This window comes from Pseudomonas sp. S2_A10 (assembly GCF_054668465.1).
In genome coordinates, this window is record NZ_CP162773.1 from 167253 (window position 1) to 189239 (window position 21987).

Consider the following 21987-nt stretch of genomic DNA (forward strand, 5'->3'; position numbering starts at 1 on the left):
TGAACTTCGTTACAGAAAAAAGAATGTGATGAGGACGTGGCCCCTAACGAGCCGCCATCACTGAATCTTACGGTGATCTCACCGCCCCCATTCGTTTATCACCCGTCACCTGCACCATGCGATGTCTGTGCTGCGACATCATGATCGAGTGAGTATACTGCGCAGCAAATTTCCTGCACCTCGCCACCGCGAATTCGGGATCAAAAAAGAAAACCCGACCTGGGATGATTTTTCCAATGCCCCGGGCACGAAAAGGCTTTGTTGTTGACGCGACTGCTCGCTGGTGTACGGCCAGTAACAGCGAAAGTGAAGACATTACAATCAGAATGACGAAAAGGAAGTGAAAGCAAGTGACGACAACAGGGCGCGGCATTAACTTGAAAAACATTGTCAAATGGGTCCTTCCCTGCATTTTCATGACGTTGGTCATCGCTTTTATTCTGTTGAAAAGCCCTGCACTGGATCCTGTCGTCAGTATTAGCACCAGCCAATTCCCTGCGACGCAGTCCCAGTTGTTTTACAAACGCATGGATGACTATAAGGAAAGAAATTCCAAAATCAGCAAACTGGATATGGAGAACCATACCTTTAGCTTTGCGTTGCCAAAGTACGATGAGAATCTGCGCTGGGACCCATTGGAAAAATCCGGTTCCTTCTATGTCAAGGCTGTGACAATCAGCGTGCTGGTTTATACCCGCTCTATTGAACTCGGCAACCTGACGCCGATGGCACAGATTGAGGCGTCCGCCCGCGAAACGACAATTGTCAAATTCACAACGCCGTCGGGTGCGACTGACCCACAGATAAACATTCACCTTAACTACAAGCTACTCGACAAAGTGCGCTACGTTTTCGCGCTCTTGCTCGGACTGGCCAGCGCATTTGCCATTCTTTCCTGGATCAAATGGCATTCACGGATCCTAGACTTCCTGCAGGGTGATCGCGGTTGTACCGCACAATTGAAATCATTCTTCAGACAAGAAAACTTCAGTCTTAACGAATTCACAAAGTTACTCGGCATCGGGGTTTTTCTTAATATAATCCCGGTCGTCAATTTCTTTTTGTCTGTTGATGATGAACGGGGCGCCTTCCGTACCGACCCATCCATCTGGATCGCCGATGGCCGATGGACAGCCTATCTGGTAGAGAAGTTTATCTTCCCTCAGCCAGTAATGCCTTTCGTTCCTAATCTTTTCTTTTACGCCTGCGTAGCGCTGGCGTACATGTTCCTGATCAGGGCACACCGTCTTACATTCGGCTGGATTGCCGCCCTGGCCTACTGCATTTTCATTGCGCACCCGATTTGGTGGTTCATTGGCGAGTTCTACTCCAACATTCCTTCGATCGGTGTAGGCGTACTGGCACTGTCGATCGGCATCTTTGTATTTTCAAAATGCCGTATCGGCGACGACTTGAAAGGCAAAACTGCCCGCTTGGCGTTGCTTTCCAGCGTATTGCTGTCCGTGGCAATCGGCGCCTACCAATCACTGGTCATGTTCTATATTGTTGCCGGTCTCGGTGTCGTTCTTTTCAACTTCCGAAAAGACAACCCGACAGCCGTACTATCAATTTATCCGACAATCCAGCGTGCAGCCTTGTTGCTCGGCACCCTCGTTGGCGGCGTTGCTTTCTATGTCATCATAAACAAGCTTGCCCAACTGGCTTACCCTTCCGACCGTGGTTACATCGATAATTTTCTACGTATCAACGAACTGATCGCGGATCCTGTTCTAATTACCAAACTGGTTTTGTTAGAAGCGTGGAAACTTTACTCAGGCTCCCCTCTGAGCTACGGCGTTTCATTCTTCAGTGCGGCCGTCGCATTGGGATTTGCAGCCCTCTTCCTAGTCACACAGAATACTTGGAAAGCTGCTTTGTGGATGACTCTCCTCATCGGAGCATTGTTGATCTCCCCATTCCTGCTGAACTTCGTCGCCGGAGGTATTTATTTGCCTCTGCGCGCCATGCTGGCCATTTCCTTTGTTGCGTGGTTCACCACGATCATCGTTCTGGAAAAACAGGGGCTGTTGCGGATCCTCGGCGCTGTGCTCGCAGTCACACTGCTATTCCAGATGATTTCGGTAAATGGTCAATACTCGGCAAGCACAATGATGGCCACGACCCACGACCGATTCACCGCCGAGGCGCTTTACGATCGAATCAGCAAGGCCAACCCCGAATTTGACAAGAATGAACGCATCATGGTCGATGTTTATGGGCGAATGCCATTCGCGAGCCGCTATCCAGGCCCGGAAACCTCGACCATGAGTTCTTCGTTTTTCGATTGGGACCAAGGCAACGTCTATCGCATGCTGGAATACATGCGCCTGATCGGTTTCTCGAATGTTTATGCCATGGGCAACGCGCTGCGTATTCCGTTGACGCCGCACTTTGACAACATGCCGGTATGGCCGGCAGAAGGCTCCGTGCGATATGAAAACGGCGTTTATCTTGTCAAGTTGAGCGAAGTTGCCGACCCGACGCACGCACAGTACAAGCGAGTCGAGTCGCAATGATTAACAAGGCAGGCATGCGACCCTTTTTCGCCTACCTTGCGCTTGCCGGGCTGTCTTTGCTGGCAGCACTTGCGTCCCTTTATCTCGCCAAGGCAACCGGTACGTTCGACGCCACCAGACACAACATTTGCTTGAGCATTGATTCGTCATCCAAAGGCGTGACGCAACTGTTCTGGCCCAGCGAATCTGGCGCTTTCAGTGAATCACAATCGGATTCGCACAGAATCGACGCCGGTACTCAGCGTGTTTGCTTCTCGGTCGCGACAGGTCAGCGCTTCCTGCGCTGGGATCCTAACAACGTTGCGTCCGAGATGCGTGTCAGCCAAGGCGAAATAAACTTTTGGGGGCTGCGGCAAGCGCTGCCGCTAAGCGTTCTGGCTCCTGCCAATGCACCAACGTCATTGTCGACCGAAGCGTCTTCGGTCACATTGACGTTTGATAATGACGACCCGCAAATCAAGTTCGAAATCAGCGAGTCGGTCAGGTTCAAGGAAATAGCTTATAGCGCAGCGCTGCTGACTTTCGCTTATTGGCTGATCCTGAGCTGCACGCTGTTCATCCTCGGGAAAATAATTTTCGACGAAAGCATCGCCTATCGCATGTCGGTATTGGCGGCGCTTCTTTTGATAGCCGTATATCAATTAACCGGACTTATTGCTGTGGGCGATGGTGCGGGCTGGGACGGCAACGCCTATTTGAATCTTCTGTTCGACTGGAAAAATTCCGGGCATATTCCTGTCACGGATCCCTACCGTATCAGTCGCCTCACCGGCTTTTTTCCAACAGTAGTAGCAGAGTTCCTGCTAGATCTGACCAGACAACAGCTTTTATATGTACAGATGTCTTTCAATGTGCTCGGTATCAGCGCAGCCGCCGGGCTATTTACTGACTACTTGATGAAGTCCGGCATCCCGACCAGGCGGGCAGTGCACTACACAACTGCCTTACTTTTGACGTGGCCAATCCTGGTCATGTCGACTTACTACCCCCTTTTAAGCGACCATTTGGCAATAGTGCTGTCGTGCTGGAGCTTGTGGTGCTTTTCGCACAAACACTTCAAATGGCTACTGGCAACCTGCCTGATAGCACCATTGATCATGCCAGGCTTGTTTCTCCTGCCGCTGACGCTTCTCACCTTCTCACAGCCAGAAACGCAAGCTTCCTTCATCAACCGTCTGACTTTCGGCATGAAAGTCAGGATGCTGGTTTTTCTAGGTCTGGCTGCCGCCATGGTAGGTTATGCGTGCCTGTGGTTCACACGTATCGAAGACAGCGAACTATTACATGTCGGTTCTACACTTGCCTCGGGCATTCCTGGACTCAGATGGCTTAGCTCCACTTACTTGATTCTGGCCCTGATTGGCGTTGCCTGGCTTTGGAGTCGACTTCTGGGGCGTGATGGTGCGTTGCCAGTATTGTCCATCAAGTGGTTTTTCCTGGCCGCCATTGCGACGGCGTGCGGCCATGCCATTCTCTACTTCGGACTGGACTGGAGCCAGGGATTCCGAGGCCCGGACTTAGTGCAGAACATGTTTTATCAAGGTTTGAATACGCCATTCAAACCCATCCTCTCGCACTTTAGTTATTTTGGCCCATGCTTGCTTATTGCCTTGCAGCTAGTGTGGACCAGCAATCGAAGCGCGCGCACGGTGCGCGCCGTACAAATTGCCATATTGGGATTCTTGCCACTGTTGGTCGTCGGTTCCGAAAGTCGCCAATGGATCGCCATTCTTCCATTTCTGGTAGCGTACGTTGCGCAATCCGGAGTTTCGGATAAAACCACGAAGCTGATTCTTTATTTTTCCCTGCTGATGGCGACCCCCTTATTCTGGCTGGCCAAGTCCATAGCCAGCGCCTTTGCATCGGGCTTACCCATGAGTGATCCATTGTGGCAGCTGTACTTTGGGCGTCAGGGACCATGGATGTCGCATTCGACGTACCTGATCACTGCGATTGCGTGCATGATCTTCATGGCTGCATGGTGGCTGACACGGCCAACCACCCCTAAATCGGCGGATTACGTCGGCTCAGACCTGCCAGATTGAGCCGACATCACTGCCTGAATGTGTAGTAAAATTGCGGCCATTATCATGTGCGCAGTCAAAAATTCTGGATGGATCATGGACGCAAATCATCAAATTCCTTTGTTTTCTGCAGTAGCGGCGAATTCCGGTATTGATTTTTCCGAACCGCTTATGCGCGTCGTTAATCGGCACTGGTACATTTTGGGTGAAGAAGTAAAGGACTTCGAACGAGAGTTCGCCAACTATGTCGGCGCAGAACATTGCATCTCGGTCGCGAACGGCTCGGAAGCACTGGAAATCGCCTTGTTGGGCATGGGTGTGGGCCCGGGTGATCGTGTTGTCACCGTTGCCAACGCCGGGTTTTATAGCAGCACCGCCATCCACGCTGTCGGCGCCGAGCCGGTATATGTCGATGTCGATGAGAGCACCTTGACCATGTGCCCGAAATCACTGGAGAAGGCGCTGGCCCAACCGGCGAAGGTCGTGATTGTCACGCACCTTTACGGACAGTTGGCAGACATCGAAACTCTGGCAGCCATTTCTCGCTCGGCCGGGGCGGTCGTGCTCGAAGATTGCGCCCAGTCCCACGGTGCGCGCTCTGATAATCGGCTTTGTGGATCGTTCGGCGACCTGGCCTGCTTCAGCTTTTACCCCACCAAAAACCTCGGCGCACTGGGCGACGGTGGCGCGATCGTAACTTCATCCTCCGAGATTGCCGCCCGCCTGCTCACGCTTCGCCAATACGGCTGGTCGACCAAATATCACGTTACCGTTCCGCACGGACGTAACAGCAGACTCGATGAAATGCAGGCTGCAATCCTGCGGGTCAAACTGCCTCTACTCGACCAATGGAACGAGCAGCGCCGCTCGATTGCCAGCCGCTACTGTGCAGCCTTCAGCCAACTGCCAGTCAAATTGCCTGCAAGTCTGGGCGACGACTTCGTTGCCCACCTGTTTGTAATGCGTGTCGAAAATCGTGAAGCGTTCACTGCCTACCTAAAAGAGTATGGCGTCAGTACCGACATTCACTATCCAGTTCCAGACCACTGGCAAACAGCGTACACACCGCGCGAAACATTCAATCTTCCGGTGACCGAGTCAGCATGCACCCGACTGGTCTCCTTACCTTGCTTCCCTGGGCTGACCGATCAGCAAGTCGATCGTGTCATTGAAGTGGTTTGCGCCTACTTCAAGCAGGAGATTTAGGGTGCTTTCGCTGGTTATTCCGGTTTACCGTAACGAGGAATCGCTGCCGTCATTGCTCAAAGCCGTCGATGATTTGAACGTCGAGCTTCAAGGCGCGCTTGAGGTGGTTTTCGTGGTCGATGGCAGCCCGGATCGCTGTTACGAGATCCTGCGAGACCGCCTGCCCGAGCAACGTTTTGCCTCCCAGCTGATTCTACTGTCGAAGAACTTCGGTTCTTTCATGGCGATACGTACAGGTTTGCAGCATGGCAAGGGTCGCACGTTTGCCGTAATGGCCGCCGACCTGCAAGAGCCGCCAAGCCTAGTGCTGACCATGAACCGGGTGTTGAATACCGAGCCGGTGGATGTAGTAGTCGGTGTCCGCGAGGGTCGTGACGACCCATTCCTGTCGAAACTGGCATCGAAAACCTTCTGGGGTCTGTACAAACGTTACGTTATCCCGGAAATGCCTGACGGCGGCGTCGACATGTTCGGCTGCAACCTGGAGTTTCGCGACAACCTGCTCAAACTCGAAGAACGCCACAGCTCTTTGATCGCGCAGATTTTCTGGCTGGGTTTCCGCCGACAGGTAGTCAGTTACACTCGAGTTGCCCGGGAACACGGCAAGTCGGCGTGGACATTGCGAAAGAAAGTGAACTATCTGATGGACAGTGTCTTCTCGTTCACGGACTTGCCCATTCGCCTGCTTATTCGTGTAGGTGCAGCCGGCTCAGCACTCTCGGCGTTATACGGCGTCAGTGTAATCCTCGCGAAGATAGGCGGCCTGATCGATGTCCCTGGTTATGCCATGACACTGTTTACCATTACCCTGCTGGGCAGCCTCAATCTGCTGGGGCTCGGCGTGATCGGTTCGTACGCCTGGCGTACATATGAAAATACCAAAGGGCGCCCTTTGGCGATCCCTATGAAAGTTTCTGAGTTTGGAGCCAATAAATGATTGATTCGCGCGATTTTTTTGTTCATGACCGTGCGATTTGTGAATCGTCCACTATCGGTAAAGGCTCGCGTATCTGGGCGTTTGCACACGTATTACCGAACGCTCGTATCGGCGCCGAGTGCAACGTGTGCGACAACGTGTTTGTCGAGAACGACGTCATCATTGGTGACCGGGTAACACTCAAATGCGGCGTTCAGGTTTGGGACGGCATCACCATAGAAGACGATGTTTTCGTGGGACCGAACGTCACGTTCACCAATGACAAGTTTCCACGCAGCAAAATCTATCCGGAAGCGTTTTCTCGCACCATCATCCGCAAAGGTGCATCTCTGGGCGCCAATTCGACGATCCTGCCCGGAATTACCATTGGCACCTCGGCAATGGTCGGCGCAGGCGCGGTCGTCACCAAATCCGTTCCACCGAATGCTATCGTGGTCGGTAACCCGGCGAAGATCATCGGCTACGTCGATGCCAAGCCTACCGAAGGCACAGTCGTAGACAACCCGGTAAAAGTCGGCCAATCAGATGTCCATCCTTGTGGCGTTACGCTGCACCGCATGATGGAAGCCGTCGATATGCGCGGCAGCCTGAGCGTTGGCGAATGCGGCAAGGACGTTCCGTTCGAAGTGAAGCGTTACTTCCTGGTAACCAACGTTCCGACTGCTGAAACACGTGGTGAACATGCTCACCGCGAATGCCACCAGTTTCTGGTAGCGGTCAAAGGCACCGTTCACGTAGTTGCCGACAATGGAAAGCACCGCCAGGAGTTTGTTCTGGACCACCACACACTGGGCCTGTTCCTGCCAGCAATGACCTGGGGTATCCAGTACAAGTACTCGGCGGACGCGGTTCTGCTGGTTTTCGCTTCCGAGCATTACGCTGCTGACGACTACATCCGCGATTACGATCAATTCCTGATCGAGAAAAAAGCGCAGATTGGTTAATAGCCGTGAAAATTTCCGAACTGATGGAAATCAGGTTTTTCCGGTTTCTCCTGACAGGCGGGCTGAACACCGGAATTACGTATGCGCTGTATCTTATATTGCTCAGTGTACTTCCCTACACATGGGCTTATTCGATCAGCTATGTTTGCGGGATTGTTTTCGCGTTCGTGATGAGCCGGTTCCTTGTCTTCAAAGAACACCAGGGGATCAAATCGATCCTGCTGTTCCCACTCGTCTACGTCGCGCAATACGTATTGGGGATGTTTGTCGTCTGGTTCTGGGTCAAACAGCTGTCGCTGCCTGAATACCTGGCTCCACTGGCGGCGATCATTCTGTCGCTACCACTTACATACGTATTGACGAAGCTGGTATTCGTCAAACCCGGAGCGATTACTCGCTAAAAAAAGGCAGACGGAATAATCCGTCTGCCTTTTTTAATTGCTGAACGCTATCAGCGCAATCAGGCTGATCCCGCCTCGATGTTCATGCCGCAACATCCTTTTCGGATTTTCCCGCGCTGAACCGCAACGCCAGAATGAATAGTGGCACGTAAGCCACCACGGCACCGACAAAGCCATTCAGCTTGAAGTGCGTGACAGCCACTGCAATCGGCAGGAGCCAAAACACATTGATCAAGCCCACGACAAGGGTCACCGGCAGGTGCTTGCCATAACGGCGCGAGGCGAATTGGTAAGCATGACTGCGATGCGCTTCATACACTTTCTCGCCGCGCAGCAATCGACGCAACAAGGTGAAAGTTGCGTCGACGATGAACACCCCGAGCAGGATCAACCAACCCCAGAAGTACTCAAATGAGGCATTGGCGGCCTGTATCGACAAAATGCCCAAGACGATACCCAGAAAGCCGCTGCCCGCATCGCCCATGAAAATCTTCGCTGGCGGAAAGTTCCACAACAGGAATCCTCCCGCACAACCAGCCAGTAGCAGGGCCGGCCCCATCAGCCCGACATACCCGTCCAGGGCGTACAGCACGCACGCCCCGACACACGCAGTTACCGCCTCGACCCCGGCAATCCCGTCGATACCGTCCATAAAATTGTAGAGATTGAGCATCCAGACGAGGTAGAGGCTAGCCAATACAAACCCGCCCCAGCCCAGATCGAAGACCTGTCCGAACACACTGACGGGCGGTAGGCCACCCAACCAGGCCAACGCCCAGATCGCCGCGCAAAAGTGCCCAAGTAAACGCCAGCGCGCAGCAATATGGCCATGATCATCCATGAATCCGATGATCGCCACCAGGCTGCCAGCACCGACGATCGCAGCGAAATCTCTGAATGCGATCAAGTCAGCAGCATACAGCGAGCACATGGCGATAAGGAACGTCACGACGATCGCAACCCCCCTCCCCTTGGCGTGGGGACCGTATGCGAACTACGGGCATTGGGAATATCCATCAGACTTCTGGCAAGGGCATACCGGCGCAAAACAGCAGTCAGAAGGAACGAAATAATTAAAGCGATCAGCACAAACCAGCTGAAATTCATCGCGGCAGTAGCTCCAAATAAAAGCCAGCATTCGTCACTGGCAAACAAAAACCATTGCACCCGCCTGGCCGATCAAGGGGTTCGATAAGCCAGGCGGGCGCACTGCATCAGTTTTTGTTCACATCCACGATCTCATGCAGCGGACGCTTGCTCAGCACGCGTTTGATTTTTTGCCGTAGTGAGTAAGGCACCGCATGGCTGATGCGCTCCATGCGTGGATGACGGTAAAGCGTCCAGATGGCCAATAGCGCGATTTCCTTGGTCGTCAGCGGCGCCTCATACACAGTTGTCGGGGCCGAGAATTTCGGCAGTTCGAAACCGTTTTTTGGTTTGCTGTGCTTATCACTGCCCACGCCGCATAAGGCCGGGTAATCAACGCTATAAAACGCTGGCTGCTGCAGGTGGGTGTCCACGACAGGCGCAGTCAACTGCTCACCGGCAGCGAGCCTTTTCACAAAGTCGCTGATTCGCCGCATCAACTCGGCTGGCTCGAGCCCATAATCATAAACAAGAGTGTTTTCACGTCCGGACAATCGTTCCGGGAATGCCCCAATGTTTGGCGCAATAATTGGCAACCCGGCTTCCAGCGCATAGCTGAGGGTATAGCTGTAGGTTTCCGGGCACAGACTTGGAAACAGGACGACATCAAACTCATTTGCGGCCATTAGGGAAGACAGCTCACTGGCATCGTAACGACCTGTAGTCAGGACACCGCCCAACTCTCTGTAGCCGAAACCGACCAGCCGGAAGTTGATTGGTGCATTGACCGTCGCTGCCGCCTCCGCCACTTGTTCCAGATAATCGGCACCCTTTTCTTTACCAAGAGCACCAATAACACCCACGTTGTAGCGGATCTTTTGCGCGACAGCCGCGACACCCTGCCCAATATTGCGTTTGTGCTCTACGTGACCTGCAACGACAGCGTTACGTAACTCGAAGTTGAGTCGATAATTGGCGAGGGTGTACGCCGAAGGGAAAATTACCGCTTTCGCCCCGTCGATAAAGCCGCGCAATTGCTCACGCCATTGTGCCGGCGATACACCATCCGGCAGAGGGAAGTCAGGATTGACGATGTCGTCGGCATAACTGCCCGGATAAACGCCCTGCGCATCGGTCAGTGTAGGGTTGCCGCATAGCCAGTAATAATCATGAACCGTCAATGCATATTCAGTGCCCAACTCAGCGGGCAATTGAACCAGTTGCGAATTCAGACCGAGCGTGTGATGGAAGTGCACGAAGCCGACACCACAGCCCTTCAAGAACTCGACCAAAAGGTTGTGCTCTTCCGGCAACTGGAAAAGAAGCTCGTCAGCCCCCGGGAAACTCCCCATCCGCAAAGTAACGGCGGACTGGCCACGACGAGGCGCCAGGAACAGGCAGCAAACATCGGACTCAAGAGCGTCTGCCAACTCGTCCAGATGCTGCTGCACACCGCCTCCAGCCTCATGCGAAATGTGCAAGACCTTTGGCCGGTCCAACGATGCGATCAATTGCGCAAGACGTTTTACCCGTAATGCTTTCAGCGGATCAGCTGCGATGAACCTCTGGATATCCAAGTGATAATCCGGATGCAGCTCGGTGATGGCCTTGGTTGCATGCTCGGTCAACGCCTGCTTGGAAGAGGAGAAGCTGACCCCGCCCTCATGAAATGCATACAGGTTAGGGGTCACGATGTTGAGCCAACCGGCTTTTAGCCCGCGCTGGCACAGATCGTTCTCTTCACCATAACCTTTGCCGAACTTGTCCTCGTTCAGCAGCCCCACGACATCCAGACAATCGCGGCGAATGTACATGCAGAAACCTACACCTGTCGGTGCCTGGCTGACCGGCAAACGCGGGCCGGAAAACACAGCATCGATCTGCTCGACGCTTAAACCAAAGGCTGGCTGGTTTTCGTAAAGAAACGCCGGGAAGCTACAAATAGTCGCGTTGTTGGAAAACGGTGTAACGGTACCGATGTTTGGCGCGATGTACGCCTCAGCGGTCAGCCGCTCCAGCCAGTCAACAGGCACGATGACATCACTGTTAAGGAAAACGATATCGTCCTGGCTGGCATGGCGCATGCCGCGATTGACGGTTTTGACAAAGCCAAGATTGACTTCGTTTTCGAGAACGGTCATCACCTGCGGCCATTGCATTTGCAATTCGATCAACATGGCCTGCATGCCTGCATCTGGGCTCGCATCATTGATCGCGACCAGTTTGGAGTCGAAAGCAATAATCCCTGGCATCGCGGCAAGGATGCAGCGACGAGTCATTTCGACATCTTTATAGATTGGCAGAATGACGCTGACCGAGCGAGTGCGCGCGACAGGCGCTTCAATTACGTCGTCAACCGGCTGTGGCAGATTGGCTTCCTGGCCGCGCAGATAGGCCGTCAGCGCCTGCTTGGAAGTCTCCACTTTGCTGCGCAACACGCCTTTCCCCTGCCGCAACGAGCGCACAAGGAAGCGTACAGGTTTCGTGATGAACCAAGAGTTGGAGTTAATGACTTGATTATAGTCAGCTTCACGCTGGTCCAGTTTTGCACTCAGCGTTTCGATTTTCTGCCTGGCGTCAGTGACAGCGCTTGCAAGCGCTTCACGGGTTTGAGCCAATGCAATCTGCGAACTGCTGAAAGCAGAAAACAGATTGTCTTCGACAATCAATCGATCTTCGCCCCACGCCGTAAATTCACTCGGGCTTCGGCCGTTAATCGCATTCTGTATCTGCGCCTCGATGGCCAGAAACTCTTCCACATCTTTTTCGCAAAGTGGGTACCCGGCGGCTTCGCAAGCTCGGAATACAAAGTCTTTGCGTGTAACCGGGCCAGCCTCTGCGCCCTTGCTGATACGTGTAATCGAACCCAGCAACTGCGTTAGCGCTTTGAACAGCAGGTACTCGTAGCGAACATTCGTGTTGAGCGTCCACTCTTTGTCGATCAACTGCGGACGGCCGTCCAGATCAATCACAATATTTTGCGGGACCGCATCGATCAACGCTCCCGACACCTCACCCGGCTGGCTCTCGGCGTTATCACAGAGCACGTTTAGCATGCTCAGGTAATTTTTGAGGAAGGCGCCGATACCTGCGTAAGTCCAGCCCTCGGCGTTGACTATATCGATCAGCTTAGTGCCAAGCACATAACCATTGATGTAAGGCTCGGACGCAGCAAGATTAAAAGTGACGAGCGATTGCCCTTCACCCTCATCGATAGTCTTCCCGAGTTTTTGGTAATGCACATTGATCGCATCTTCGAAATCGCGACGAAATTCCGAACGTTTGCAATACGTCGAGCGTCGATCGCAGCTGTAATGATACGCCAGGGTCTGCGGGTCGACTGCGCTGCGCGAGACCGTCGAAGCACCTACAAGAAAGGAGTTGGCCATATCCATGCCCAAGCCGTTCCTGAAAATCTGCGACCAGGCTAATTCCAGTGAGAAGGTGCACAGATCCGGCAATTGCGGATCTCTCTGTACACTTTGCGATGCGAATGCACTGGCATCGAAATCAGGATCTTTGAACCCCTCTTCGGTGATGATCGAAACGGGCAACTTGTAATCGGGAAACGGCGCAAAGAACTCACTCGAGGTAAACCCGGCTGTCGCCAACAACGACGCGAGAGCTTTTTTCCCGTAGGTCTGCACGGTAGCGCTGTTATAGCGCCCCTCGACACCGTACATCGGCGTCGTCACGTGATCTTCAGGCGCTCCAGCAAAATATTTCAAGCCGAGCTGGTTTTCGATCGCGATGATGAGCAAACCGTCAGGCTTAAGCAGTGAGCGAACTTTCTCAAGCATTCTCGCACCCGGGTTATCACCGGCTACGAACAGGTTGGCATATTCAAAAACGCCGATCAGGGTGATGACATCGAATTGGGTATCAATGCTGAACTTCTCGAACGACTCAGCCAGAACCGAGACGTTTGGCAAGTCTCGGGTGCGTGCACGGGCGATGCTGGCGCGACGCGAGCTACCTTCCAGCGCCAGCACCCTGCCGCCCTGCTCACCTAAATACCGGGTAATTGCACCACAACCGGCGCCGATCTCGAGCACATCGCCACGCAGATCGGCATCGAACACCCGCAACAAGTTCGAACGGGTACTTGAGAGGTAATAAAGCGATGGCCAATCGGTGCACGATCTTCGCAGCTCATCAGAAAAAACACTGACGTCACTGGCCTGATCGATCAAGAATTTTATGCGCAGTTCGGTGCTATCACCATCGCTGTAGTTGATGCTCGAATAATCCGGCCTCGACCAGATGTTGAGCTCGTCATTAAGCTGATAGCCCGCTTGTTTCAATAAAATATTCAATTTGAAACCTTCTTGGCACGAATGCTGGAGTCCAGATTTACAAGCCCAAAAAATTTGTCAGTCGGACGAACCTGGAAGTGGATCGAATCATAACGCCTGTCACGGGGAGTAACCTCTTCGCCATCTTTGGTCGACACTCCGACAGAAATGAAGTAGTCACCTGGGGCCAGATCACAAGATATAAGTACCTCAACTTCGACGATCTCGCCCTTGCGCCCGCACGTTCTAAATTCCAGGCAATCCAGCGTTTCACTATTTACGCCATAGAGGGTAACGCCCTCTTTGGTCTTGATCGTCATCCCGAGAATCGGACACACCAGATCAGTATCAAACCGTACAAATACCGATAGTTTGATCTGCACGCCAGTGTCTAGGGCAATCGGGTACTCAAGCCCTTCTGCGCTCAGGTGGAAGTCGATGATAGTGGCCGATCTGTCACCCCAACGATATTCGTTCGGGTTGTAGTTCGGATGCGTTTCAAATACATCGAGGCCGCCTTCAGGCGTTTGATACGCTGCCAACTGGTCAGACGCTTCTGCACTTTCGACAGAGGCCGATTGCTGAGTCTTGCCGAACAACAAATCAAGGTAACGGTTGACGACCATGCGCGGCTCGCCTTCAGCGAGCTGCACACCGTTGTTCAAAAGAAAGGCGTGGTCACAGTGCGTAACGATTTGTTCGCTGGAGTGCGTTACCAGCAGAATGCTCGTGCCGTTTTCCTTGAGCTTTTTCAACCGATCAAAGCAACGGGCCTGAAATTTTGCGTCCCCCACTGCCAGCGCTTCATCGACAATAAGAATATCGGGCTCGACTTGCGCCTGAACGGAAAACGCCAGTCGCACCAACATACCGCTCGAATATGTCTTGACCGGTTGATTGATGAAATCGCCAATGTCCGCGAATTCGATGATCGCATCATATCGTGCGTCGATTTCTTCTTTGCTCAAACCCAGAATCGAGGCGTTCAGGTAGACGTTCTCGCGTCCAGTAAACTCGGGATTGAATCCGGAGCCCAGTTCGAGCAATGCAGCGATCCGGCCATGGGTTTCAACCGTACCACTGGTTGGATTCAACGTACCGCAAAGAATTTGCAGCAAGGTGGACTTGCCACTGCCGTTGCGGCCAACGATACCGACCGTCTCGCCTTTGCGAATTTCGAAGGAAACGTCGCGTAGCGCCCAGAACTCACGGCAATATTTTTTCTTCCCGCGACTGAGCATCTGAAGCAGTCTGTCGCGCGGTTTGTCGTAAATCTCATAGCACTTACTGAGATTTTGAACCTTGATAGCGACCTCAGATGACATCGGCGAATCCTTTTCGTGTTTTCTGAAACCAGGCGAATCCAAGCCATGCAATCAACGCCGAGCCGGCGAGATAAATGCCCAATACGGTAAAGTCAGGCAGTTTTCCCCAAAACAGAATGTCCCGGGCGTACTCGATTGCAGGCGTCAGCGGATTGAGCATCAGTAGATGTTGATACTTCTCAGGTAGCGCACTGGCAGGGTAAAAAATAGGCGACAGAAACATCAGGACTGTGGTCAGGATGCCGATGAATTGCGCGACATCTCTTAAGTAAACGCCGAGCGACGCCAAGGCCCACGTCAAACCCATGATCATCAGCATCAACGGCAGGATAATCAACGGGAACAACAGGACGGTCAGGTGCGGCGTGCCAAACAGTATCAAATAGGCCAGCAACCACACAGTCAGGCTGATCACCATGTGAAAGAGCGCCGAACCGACTGTGATCCAAGGAAGGATCTCCAATGGAAACACGACTTTCTTCACATAGTTGGCGTTCGAGAGAATCAGCGTCGGGCTTCGATTGAAACACTCCGCAAAGAAGTTGAAGACGATAAGTCCCGCAAACAGAATAAGTGCAAACTCGGTTTTCGAGTCACTTCCGCCGCTCCAGCGTGCCTTGAAAACGACGCTAAAGACAAAGGTGTAGACAACCAACATGAACACGGGGTTAAAAAACGACCAGAGAATTCCCATGAACGATCCACGATAACGCCCAACGACTTCTCGCTGTACAAGCGCCGCGATCAGGCTCCGATTACGCCAGAAACTGTTGACCATTTCCTTTGGCGACGTGGAAAAATTAAGCATTATGCACACACCTGAGATAAATCGAGGGAGACAGACTTCATACAAAAACTCTCTTGTTGAGATACCGGGAGGACGCCACGGAGCAATTTCACGTCCTGCCTTGCACGATGAGGGCATCAAATTCTGTTGAGCACCGCGGCCAGCAGCAGCCCAAGATTACCCAAACACGTCTGCCGATAGACCTTCGCGCGGTAAAGCCAGACGAAACGGCCGAATCCTTTTGAATCACGGGCTTTCTTGAATTGCTCAAAGGTCTGCAGGCTGTCTGCACTCAAGCTTGAGCGAACCGTTTCAAGTGCAGCGATATTTTTGTCATTCCAGTCACGAAAGCGACCCGTAGACATCATCCGCAAGCGCATGATCCGTGCGCGCACTCCTGAGTTGGCGCCAATCAGATTCGCTTCATGCTGCCTGTACAGAATGGAAGGCGAGGCGTCATAGACGACCTCGCCACCCACCCCGGTAATCAGTAGATAGGCCCACCAGTCATGGGAAACGATATCCACTTGGCCGCCAGCATGACAGAGTACGTCCCGAGCCAAATGATTGAATACCATAGTATTCCCCCCGGCCAGACTTTGTACCAGTGCATTGCCAAAACTGGCGGGGCGAGAAAATAGCGGCGAGCGACCGATGACCGTTCCCGAGTCACCAATCAACTCGGTCCGGCCGCAATACAAAGCAGGAAGACCGGACGGCAGCGCCTCCAATACCTTTACGGCAGACTCAAGTTTATTGGCTTGCCAGATATCGTCCTGGTCGGCCCACGCATAAAATTGCGATTGCACGGGCGCATCGCAGGCAACGGACATGAAGTTAGCCGCGAACCCTCGCTTGGGCCCTTGCAGAATGGTCAACCGGCCTTCTCCCCAGATCGCGCTGTACTGGCGCAGAATATCCAGTGTCGCGTCGGTAGAACCGTCATCAGAAACAACGACGGTCCATTCGCGATAACTCTGGCGAGCTATCGAATCCAGTTGTTGTGCGAGAAAGCGTTCACCGTTGTAGGTACACATCAGAATCGTTACGCGGGCCGATTGCGTTTCATGACCTTGAATACTAAAGTCAGAATCGCCGCCAGGCTGCTCGCCTGTCTGATCAAATTGTGGAAGAGGGGCTACCACCGAGCACTCCATTGCATTGAAGAAAAAATAATGACGATGTCGTTTCGCTCAACATCAAGAGGTACAGCCTTGGCAGCATGAAAATTACATGCCCCTCTCATGGACCGCTCCCGACAGCGAAAAATTTGCCATTATAAGTCATACCAATTTGATAGCCCAGTGACATCACCACCTTCAACAGCACAAGGCGGTGGTCATGGTATGAAAAGAGTAATCAGAATGTTGCCTTGAGCCGGAAAAATCCTGCCAAGGCGTACGGATTTGGGCTGCGTAGGGTATCAAGGCGCCCTAATTGGCAAAAGGGTGGCAATCTGCCAATCCATCGAGGGTCAGATCAATTGCTGTGCTTTATCGAGCAAGCCTTAGCGAAAAAGTGACATCCATAAAGAATACTGACACATTTAGCGCTCCCGGAGATGGTTGGCAGTGGCCTGAAGTGCCTGGCTCACGCTGATGGGCGGCGTCCACTCCAGTATTGTGCGCGTCTTTTCCATGTCGACCTGTAACGAGCCGCAGAGTCGCTGAGCTAAGGCTCTCCTACCCAATAAAGCTGCCCCAAGGCGCAGAACAAACGGAGGCACGGGCAACAATCGCGCTCGCACAGTCAGGGCGCTCGACATCCTTTGAAGCAATTGAGTGGTCGAAAGATCTTCGCCATCACTTACCAGAAAAGTTTGATTGGCTGCTTGTGGATGATCGATGCAGGTCACCAAAAGATCCACCAGATTACTGATTGCCACCAAGCTGCGGCGATTGCCCAATGCGCCCAATGGCAGTGGCAATCCTTTTTGCAACCAGCGCATCATATTTAGGAAGTTAGCTTTGACGCCCGGCCCGTAAACCAGGGGCGGTCGAATAATTACCAGCTCCATTGCGGTTTCCAGTGCTATTTGACGCACGACTTCCTCTGCCTCGCACTTGGAAATACCGTAAGGATCAACAGGCGCGGGAATATCGGCTGCGGTAAAGGGTCTCCCGGCGGGTGACTCTTCGCCATTGACCTTGATCGAACTGACAAAGATGAAGCGCTTTACCCCGGACGCTGCCGCATGACGGGCCAGCCGCGCAGTGCCCTGCACATTCATTTGCCGAAACATGGCAAGCGGATCAGCCTCACACTCGTTCATTACATGAACCCTGGCCGCACAATGAATCACCGTCTGGATATTATTCAATGGCGGCAATAAAACGCGCTCATCCAAATCAAAAGGCACGACATCACACAAACCACTCAACCGAGTTTCGCTACGTGCAGCCGCAACTGGTGTGTAGATCTTGTCGAGAAGCAGGCGGAACACCACGGCCTCGCCGACAAACCCCGTCGCCCCGGTCACCAATACCCGAGCACCTTTCATTTGTTTTTCTTCCCGATCACGGCAGTCGCGCAACAAATAAAGAAAAAGAACAGCTTGTCCCTGGTTCGACGACGACATTCACCGGCTTTTAACGACAGCCGCAATAATTGTCGACGCCCCAAAGGTAACCATTGCCGGACGAATGGATCATCGGCGAGACCCACCAACTGCGCAATCATTCGAATCTGAGAAAACCACCAACCGTCATGGATAATTTTATAACGCGCAATCAGTGAATTTATACCTGAATTGGCCCCGACCTGATTACTTTCGTGCTGGCGATAACACATGGATGGCTGCGGATCAATGAACCAGCGTACACCACGACTGCGTGCGAACGCATAGCAATACCAGTCATGCAGACTGACCTGTTGCAAGGCATCCCAATGTTTCAACAATGAGACCTTCAGCAACTGCATCATCCTTTGGCTCATGACATACGTACAGCCCGGTCCGGCAGCCTCAAAGAGAAAGTCCCAGCGGGTTTGCGGCTGGGCCTTGTCCAGTACCTGGTTACGACCATCAGGCCAGAACGCAACTACGTTACTCGAGTAAGCATCCACGCCAAGAGATTTGATCGACCGGATAGCGCGCTCGATCTTGTCCAGATACCAGACGTCATCCTGATCAGCGAACGCGATGAAATCGTAGCCTTCAAGATCAACATCTCGAAGCAAACGGAAGAAGTTGCGGGAGGCCCCACCAAACGCACCGGCGTCGGGCAGGACGATTACGTTCGGATGCTGTGCAGCATAATCGGCGCACCATGCCTCAGTACCGTCAGTGGAGGGATCAATACTTATATAAACGGTTACGTCGACAGCTGTCTGACCGAGGATCGAGGCCAACTGCTCCTCGATCCACTGCATGCCATTGTAGGCGGCCAGCAAAATCGCAACCTTGGGATGTTCTACTGGCATGCCATTCCTGCTTGCAGCGTTAAACATAGCATTGCGAAAGTCAGAACTTTCGATCAGGCAGACGGCGAGTCCAGCAACTTCTGAAGGTATTGACCGTAACCCGTCTTCTTCAGTGCTTGCGCTTGTGCGTTAAGCTGCTCGGCAGAAATCCAGCCATTGTGATAGGCGATCTCTTCCAAACACGCCACTTTCAGACCCTGACGCTGTTCGATCGTGTGAACGAAGTGACTGGCTTCAAGCAGAGAGTCGTGAGTACCGGTATCCAGCCAGGCAAACCCGCGACCGAGCATTTCCACGCTCAGGGTCTGGCGCTCCAGATACGCACGGTTGACGTCGGTGATTTCCAGCTCGCCACGCTCGGAGGGCTTGATGTTCTTGGCGATCTCGACCACATCGTTATCATAGAAATACAGACCGGTGACCGCATAGTTCGATTTTGGCTTCAGCGGCTTCTCTTCGATACTCAAAGCCTTGCCACTTTTATCAAACTCGACGACACCAAAGCGTTCAGGATCGGAGACGTGGTAGCCAAATACGGTAGCTCCCTTTTGTTGGGTACTGGCGGAGCGCAAGTTGTCCGAGAAATGCTGACCGTAGAAGATGTTGTCCCCCAGAATCAGACAGCATGGATCCTGACCGATGAACTCTTCACCAATAATGAACGCCTGGGCCAGGCCGTCCGGACTAGGCTGCTCGGCATAAGTAAGCTTGATCCCGTACACGCTTCCATTACCCAGCAGTTTACGGAAGCACGGCAAATCTTCCGGCGTGGAAATAATTAGGATTTCTCGCATACCCGCCAGCATCAAAACGGACAGCGGATAAAAAATCATCGGCTTGTCGTAAATAGGCAACATTTGCTTGGAAACACCAAGAGTCAGCGGGTGCAGGCGCGTGCCCGAACCACCAGCGAGGATGATGCCTTTACGATTTGTCGTGGTCATTTGTTCAGAACTTCCCTAAGCATTCGGGTTACACCACTTTGCCAATCCGGCAAGTGTAGAGAAAAATTGTCGCGCAGCTTCTGAGTATTCAATCGTGAGTTCAGAGGGCGACGTGCAGGTGTAGGATAGGCTGTGGTTTCAATCGGGTTGACCGCCGTTACAGCTAACTCCTCACCTTGGGCTTTAGCGAAGTCTATGACGTGACTGGCATACCCATGCCAAGACACTTCGCCCGCAGCGGCCAAGTGATAGAGGCCAGCCAACTCTGGACGACTGATAACTCGCTGAATAGCCAACGCCGAAACGTCAGCAATCAGATCAGCACCGGTTGGAGCACCAATCTGATCCGCAATCACATTTAATGTTTCGCGATTCTTGGCCAAGCGCAGCATGGTCTTCGCAAAGTTGTTGCCGCCAGCTCCGTAAACCCAGCTAGTACGAAAGATCAGATACTTACAACCCGCCGCGATAATTGCCTGCTCGCCGGCGAGCTTGCTGGCGCCGTAATGGTTCACTGGCGCAACAGCGTCTGTTTCCTGCCATGGCGTGACGCCTTGGCCACTGAAGACGTAATCCGTTGAGTAGTGAACCAGCCATGCGCCCGACGCTGCGGCTTCTTCCGCCATGACGCCGCTCGCGAGTCCGTTTACGCGATCTGCCAATTCGGTTTCCGACTCAGCTTTATCAACCGCCGTATAAGCAGCAGCATTAACAATAACGTCGGGCTTTATCTGACGAATCGTTGCACGCAAGGATTCAAGATTCGACAGATCACCGCAGAGGCCATCAACAAGGTGACGATCAAGAGCAACCAGCTCACCCAACGGAGCCAGGGAACGTTGCAGCTCCCAGCCCACCTGACCGTTCTTTCCTAGAAGTAGGATCTTCATGCTTTATTCGAGCGATCCGCGTAATTCTGATCTATCCACTGCTGGTAGCTGCCGCTCTTCACATGCTCTACCCACTCAGTGTTATTCAGATACCACTCAACGGTCTTGCGAATACCGGTTTCAAAAGTCTCTTCCGGTGTCCAGCCCAGTTCTCGCTGAATCTTGCTAGCGTCGATTGCATAACGCACGTCATGGCCTGGACGATCCTGAACATAAGTAATCAGGCTGGCATGCGGACGATGGGCAGAATCAGGACGCAACTCATCGAGCAACGCACACAGGGTATGCACTACCTCAATGTTTTGTTTTTCGTTATGACCGCCGATGTTGTAGGTCTCGCCGATGACGCCTTCAGTGACGACTTTATAAAGCGCGCGCGCGTGATCTTCGACATACAGCCAGTCACGAACCTGGTTGCCTTTGCCGTACACCGGCAGGGGTTTGCCTTCCAGCGCATTGAGAATGATCAGCGGGATCAGCTTCTCAGGAAAATGGCATGGGCCGTAGTTGTTCGAGCAGTTGGTAACCAGTGTCGGCAGGCCGTAAGTGCGGGCCCAGGCACGAACCAGGTGGTCGGAGCTGGCTTTACTAGCCGAATATGGCGAGCTTGGCTGGTAAGGCGTGGTTTCGGTGAAGAGGTCTTCCGGACCTTCGAGATCTCCGTAAACTTCGTCAGTCGAGATGTGGTGGAAGCGGAAATTGGCTTTGCGGGTGTCATCCAGAGCAGCCCAGTAATGGCGCGCAGCTTCTAGGAGTGTGTAAGTGCCAATAATGTTGGTCTGGATGAACTCGGACGGGCCGGAGATCGAGCGGTCAACGTGGGATTCAGCGGCCAGGTGCATGATTGCATCCGGTTGATGTTCACGCAGAACGCGGTCGATCTGATCACGATCGCAGATATCGACGCGTTCAAAGGCATAGCGAGAACTCTGACTGACTTCCGCCAGCGACTCCAGATTGCCGGCGTAAGTCAACTTATCGACGTTGACGACCGCATCGGCAGTGCTAGAGATGATGTGACGGATGACTGCCGAGCCAATGAAGCCGGCGCCGCCGGTAACTAGAATTTTCACGCGAAACGATACCCTTGAGCTGCGGACAGCGCTGCCAGCGAGCGCGGTCTAATCCATGAATGCAGAGGCCACTACCAGTTGGCATCCGTCAGAGTCAGTCTGAATCGACATGCATTAAGGCACGATCGAACAAGGGACG

At 53.0% G+C, this 21987-nt stretch carries 16 protein-coding genes and 1 pseudogene; 6 read left to right on the forward strand and 11 right to left on the reverse strand.

Annotated features, from left to right (window positions below):
- Positions 1-67 precede the first annotated feature (67 nt).
- A complete protein-coding gene (locus AB4N41_RS00760) occupies positions 68-430 on the reverse strand; it encodes a hypothetical protein (protein ID WP_143498031.1) in 363 nt (120 codons plus the stop codon).
- Between AB4N41_RS00760 and AB4N41_RS00765 the strand changes: the two genes are divergently transcribed.
- From AB4N41_RS00765 to AB4N41_RS00790, 6 genes are all read left to right on the forward strand, one after another.
- Complete coding sequence (locus AB4N41_RS00765) at positions 417-2516, forward strand: glucosyltransferase domain-containing protein (RefSeq protein WP_252876707.1); 2100 nt, start codon at positions 417-419, stop codon at positions 2514-2516. The two genes, AB4N41_RS00760 and AB4N41_RS00765, sit on opposite strands and share 14 nt — an antisense overlap.
- Positions 2513-4561 carry a hypothetical protein gene (locus AB4N41_RS00770; protein WP_095182227.1) on the forward strand — a complete coding sequence of 683 codons (2049 nt, stop codon included), beginning with the start codon at positions 2513-2515 and terminating at the stop codon, positions 4559-4561. The genes AB4N41_RS00765 and AB4N41_RS00770 overlap by 4 nt, the downstream gene beginning before the upstream one ends.
- Before the next feature lie 75 nt (positions 4562-4636).
- On the forward strand, positions 4637-5746 hold the full coding sequence (locus AB4N41_RS00775) for a DegT/DnrJ/EryC1/StrS family aminotransferase (protein ID WP_095182228.1): 1110 nt from the start codon (positions 4637-4639) through the stop codon (positions 5744-5746).
- A gap of 1 nt (position 5747) precedes the next feature.
- On the forward strand, positions 5748-6683 hold the full coding sequence (locus tag AB4N41_RS00780) for a glycosyltransferase family 2 protein (protein ID WP_095182229.1): 936 nt from the start codon (positions 5748-5750) through the stop codon (positions 6681-6683).
- A complete protein-coding gene (locus tag AB4N41_RS00785; protein WP_085607208.1) occupies positions 6680-7627 on the forward strand; it encodes a WxcM-like domain-containing protein in 948 nt (315 codons plus the stop codon). The genes AB4N41_RS00780 and AB4N41_RS00785 overlap by 4 nt, the downstream gene beginning before the upstream one ends.
- A 5-nt stretch (positions 7628-7632) precedes the next feature.
- Positions 7633-8028 (forward strand): GtrA family protein, encoded by a 396-nt coding sequence (locus AB4N41_RS00790; protein WP_252876708.1) that lies wholly within the window; start codon positions 7633-7635, stop codon positions 8026-8028.
- 82 nt (positions 8029-8110) lie between these two features.
- On the opposite strand, the pseudogene AB4N41_RS00795 reads toward AB4N41_RS00790, so the two are convergent.
- The 10 genes and pseudogenes from AB4N41_RS00795 to rfbB form a co-directional block, all read right to left on the reverse strand.
- Positions 8111-9135, reverse strand: a pseudogene (locus AB4N41_RS00795) (MraY family glycosyltransferase).
- Positions 9136-9242: 107 nt separating this feature from the next.
- Positions 9243-13430 (reverse strand): methyltransferase, encoded by a 4188-nt coding sequence (locus tag AB4N41_RS00800; RefSeq protein WP_095182231.1) that lies wholly within the window; start codon positions 13428-13430, stop codon positions 9243-9245.
- Complete coding sequence (locus AB4N41_RS00805; protein WP_095182232.1) at positions 13427-14734, reverse strand: ABC transporter ATP-binding protein; 1308 nt, start codon at positions 14732-14734, stop codon at positions 13427-13429. Before AB4N41_RS00805 ends, AB4N41_RS00800 begins: the two co-directional genes overlap by 4 nt.
- Positions 14724-15542: an ABC transporter permease gene (locus tag AB4N41_RS00810; protein ID WP_095182233.1), complete on the reverse strand. Its 819-nt coding sequence runs from the start codon at positions 15540-15542 to the stop codon at positions 14724-14726. Before AB4N41_RS00810 ends, AB4N41_RS00805 begins: the two co-directional genes overlap by 11 nt.
- A gap of 116 nt (positions 15543-15658) precedes the next feature.
- Positions 15659-16666, reverse strand: coding sequence for a glycosyltransferase family 2 protein (locus AB4N41_RS00815; RefSeq protein ID WP_256584405.1), 1008 nt, complete (start codon positions 16664-16666; stop codon positions 15659-15661).
- Positions 16667-17067: 401 nt separating this feature from the next.
- On the reverse strand, positions 17068-18021 hold the full coding sequence (locus tag AB4N41_RS00820; protein ID WP_095182234.1) for a UDP-glucose 4-epimerase family protein: 954 nt from the start codon (positions 18019-18021) through the stop codon (positions 17068-17070).
- Positions 18018-18941, reverse strand: coding sequence for a glycosyltransferase (locus AB4N41_RS00825; RefSeq protein WP_095182235.1), 924 nt, complete (start codon positions 18939-18941; stop codon positions 18018-18020). The genes AB4N41_RS00820 and AB4N41_RS00825 overlap by 4 nt, the downstream gene beginning before the upstream one ends.
- A 53-nt stretch (positions 18942-18994) precedes the next feature.
- Complete coding sequence (gene rfbA / locus AB4N41_RS00830; protein ID WP_095182236.1) at positions 18995-19885, reverse strand: glucose-1-phosphate thymidylyltransferase RfbA; 891 nt, start codon at positions 19883-19885, stop codon at positions 18995-18997.
- Positions 19882-20775 carry a dTDP-4-dehydrorhamnose reductase gene (rfbD, locus tag AB4N41_RS00835; protein WP_095182237.1) on the reverse strand — a complete coding sequence of 298 codons (894 nt, stop codon included), beginning with the start codon at positions 20773-20775 and terminating at the stop codon, positions 19882-19884. The genes rfbA and rfbD overlap by 4 nt, the downstream gene beginning before the upstream one ends.
- Positions 20772-21848 carry a dTDP-glucose 4,6-dehydratase gene (gene rfbB / locus AB4N41_RS00840; protein ID WP_252876710.1) on the reverse strand — a complete coding sequence of 359 codons (1077 nt, stop codon included), beginning with the start codon at positions 21846-21848 and terminating at the stop codon, positions 20772-20774. Before rfbB ends, rfbD begins: the two co-directional genes overlap by 4 nt.
- Between the last annotated feature and the right edge of the window lie 139 nt (positions 21849-21987).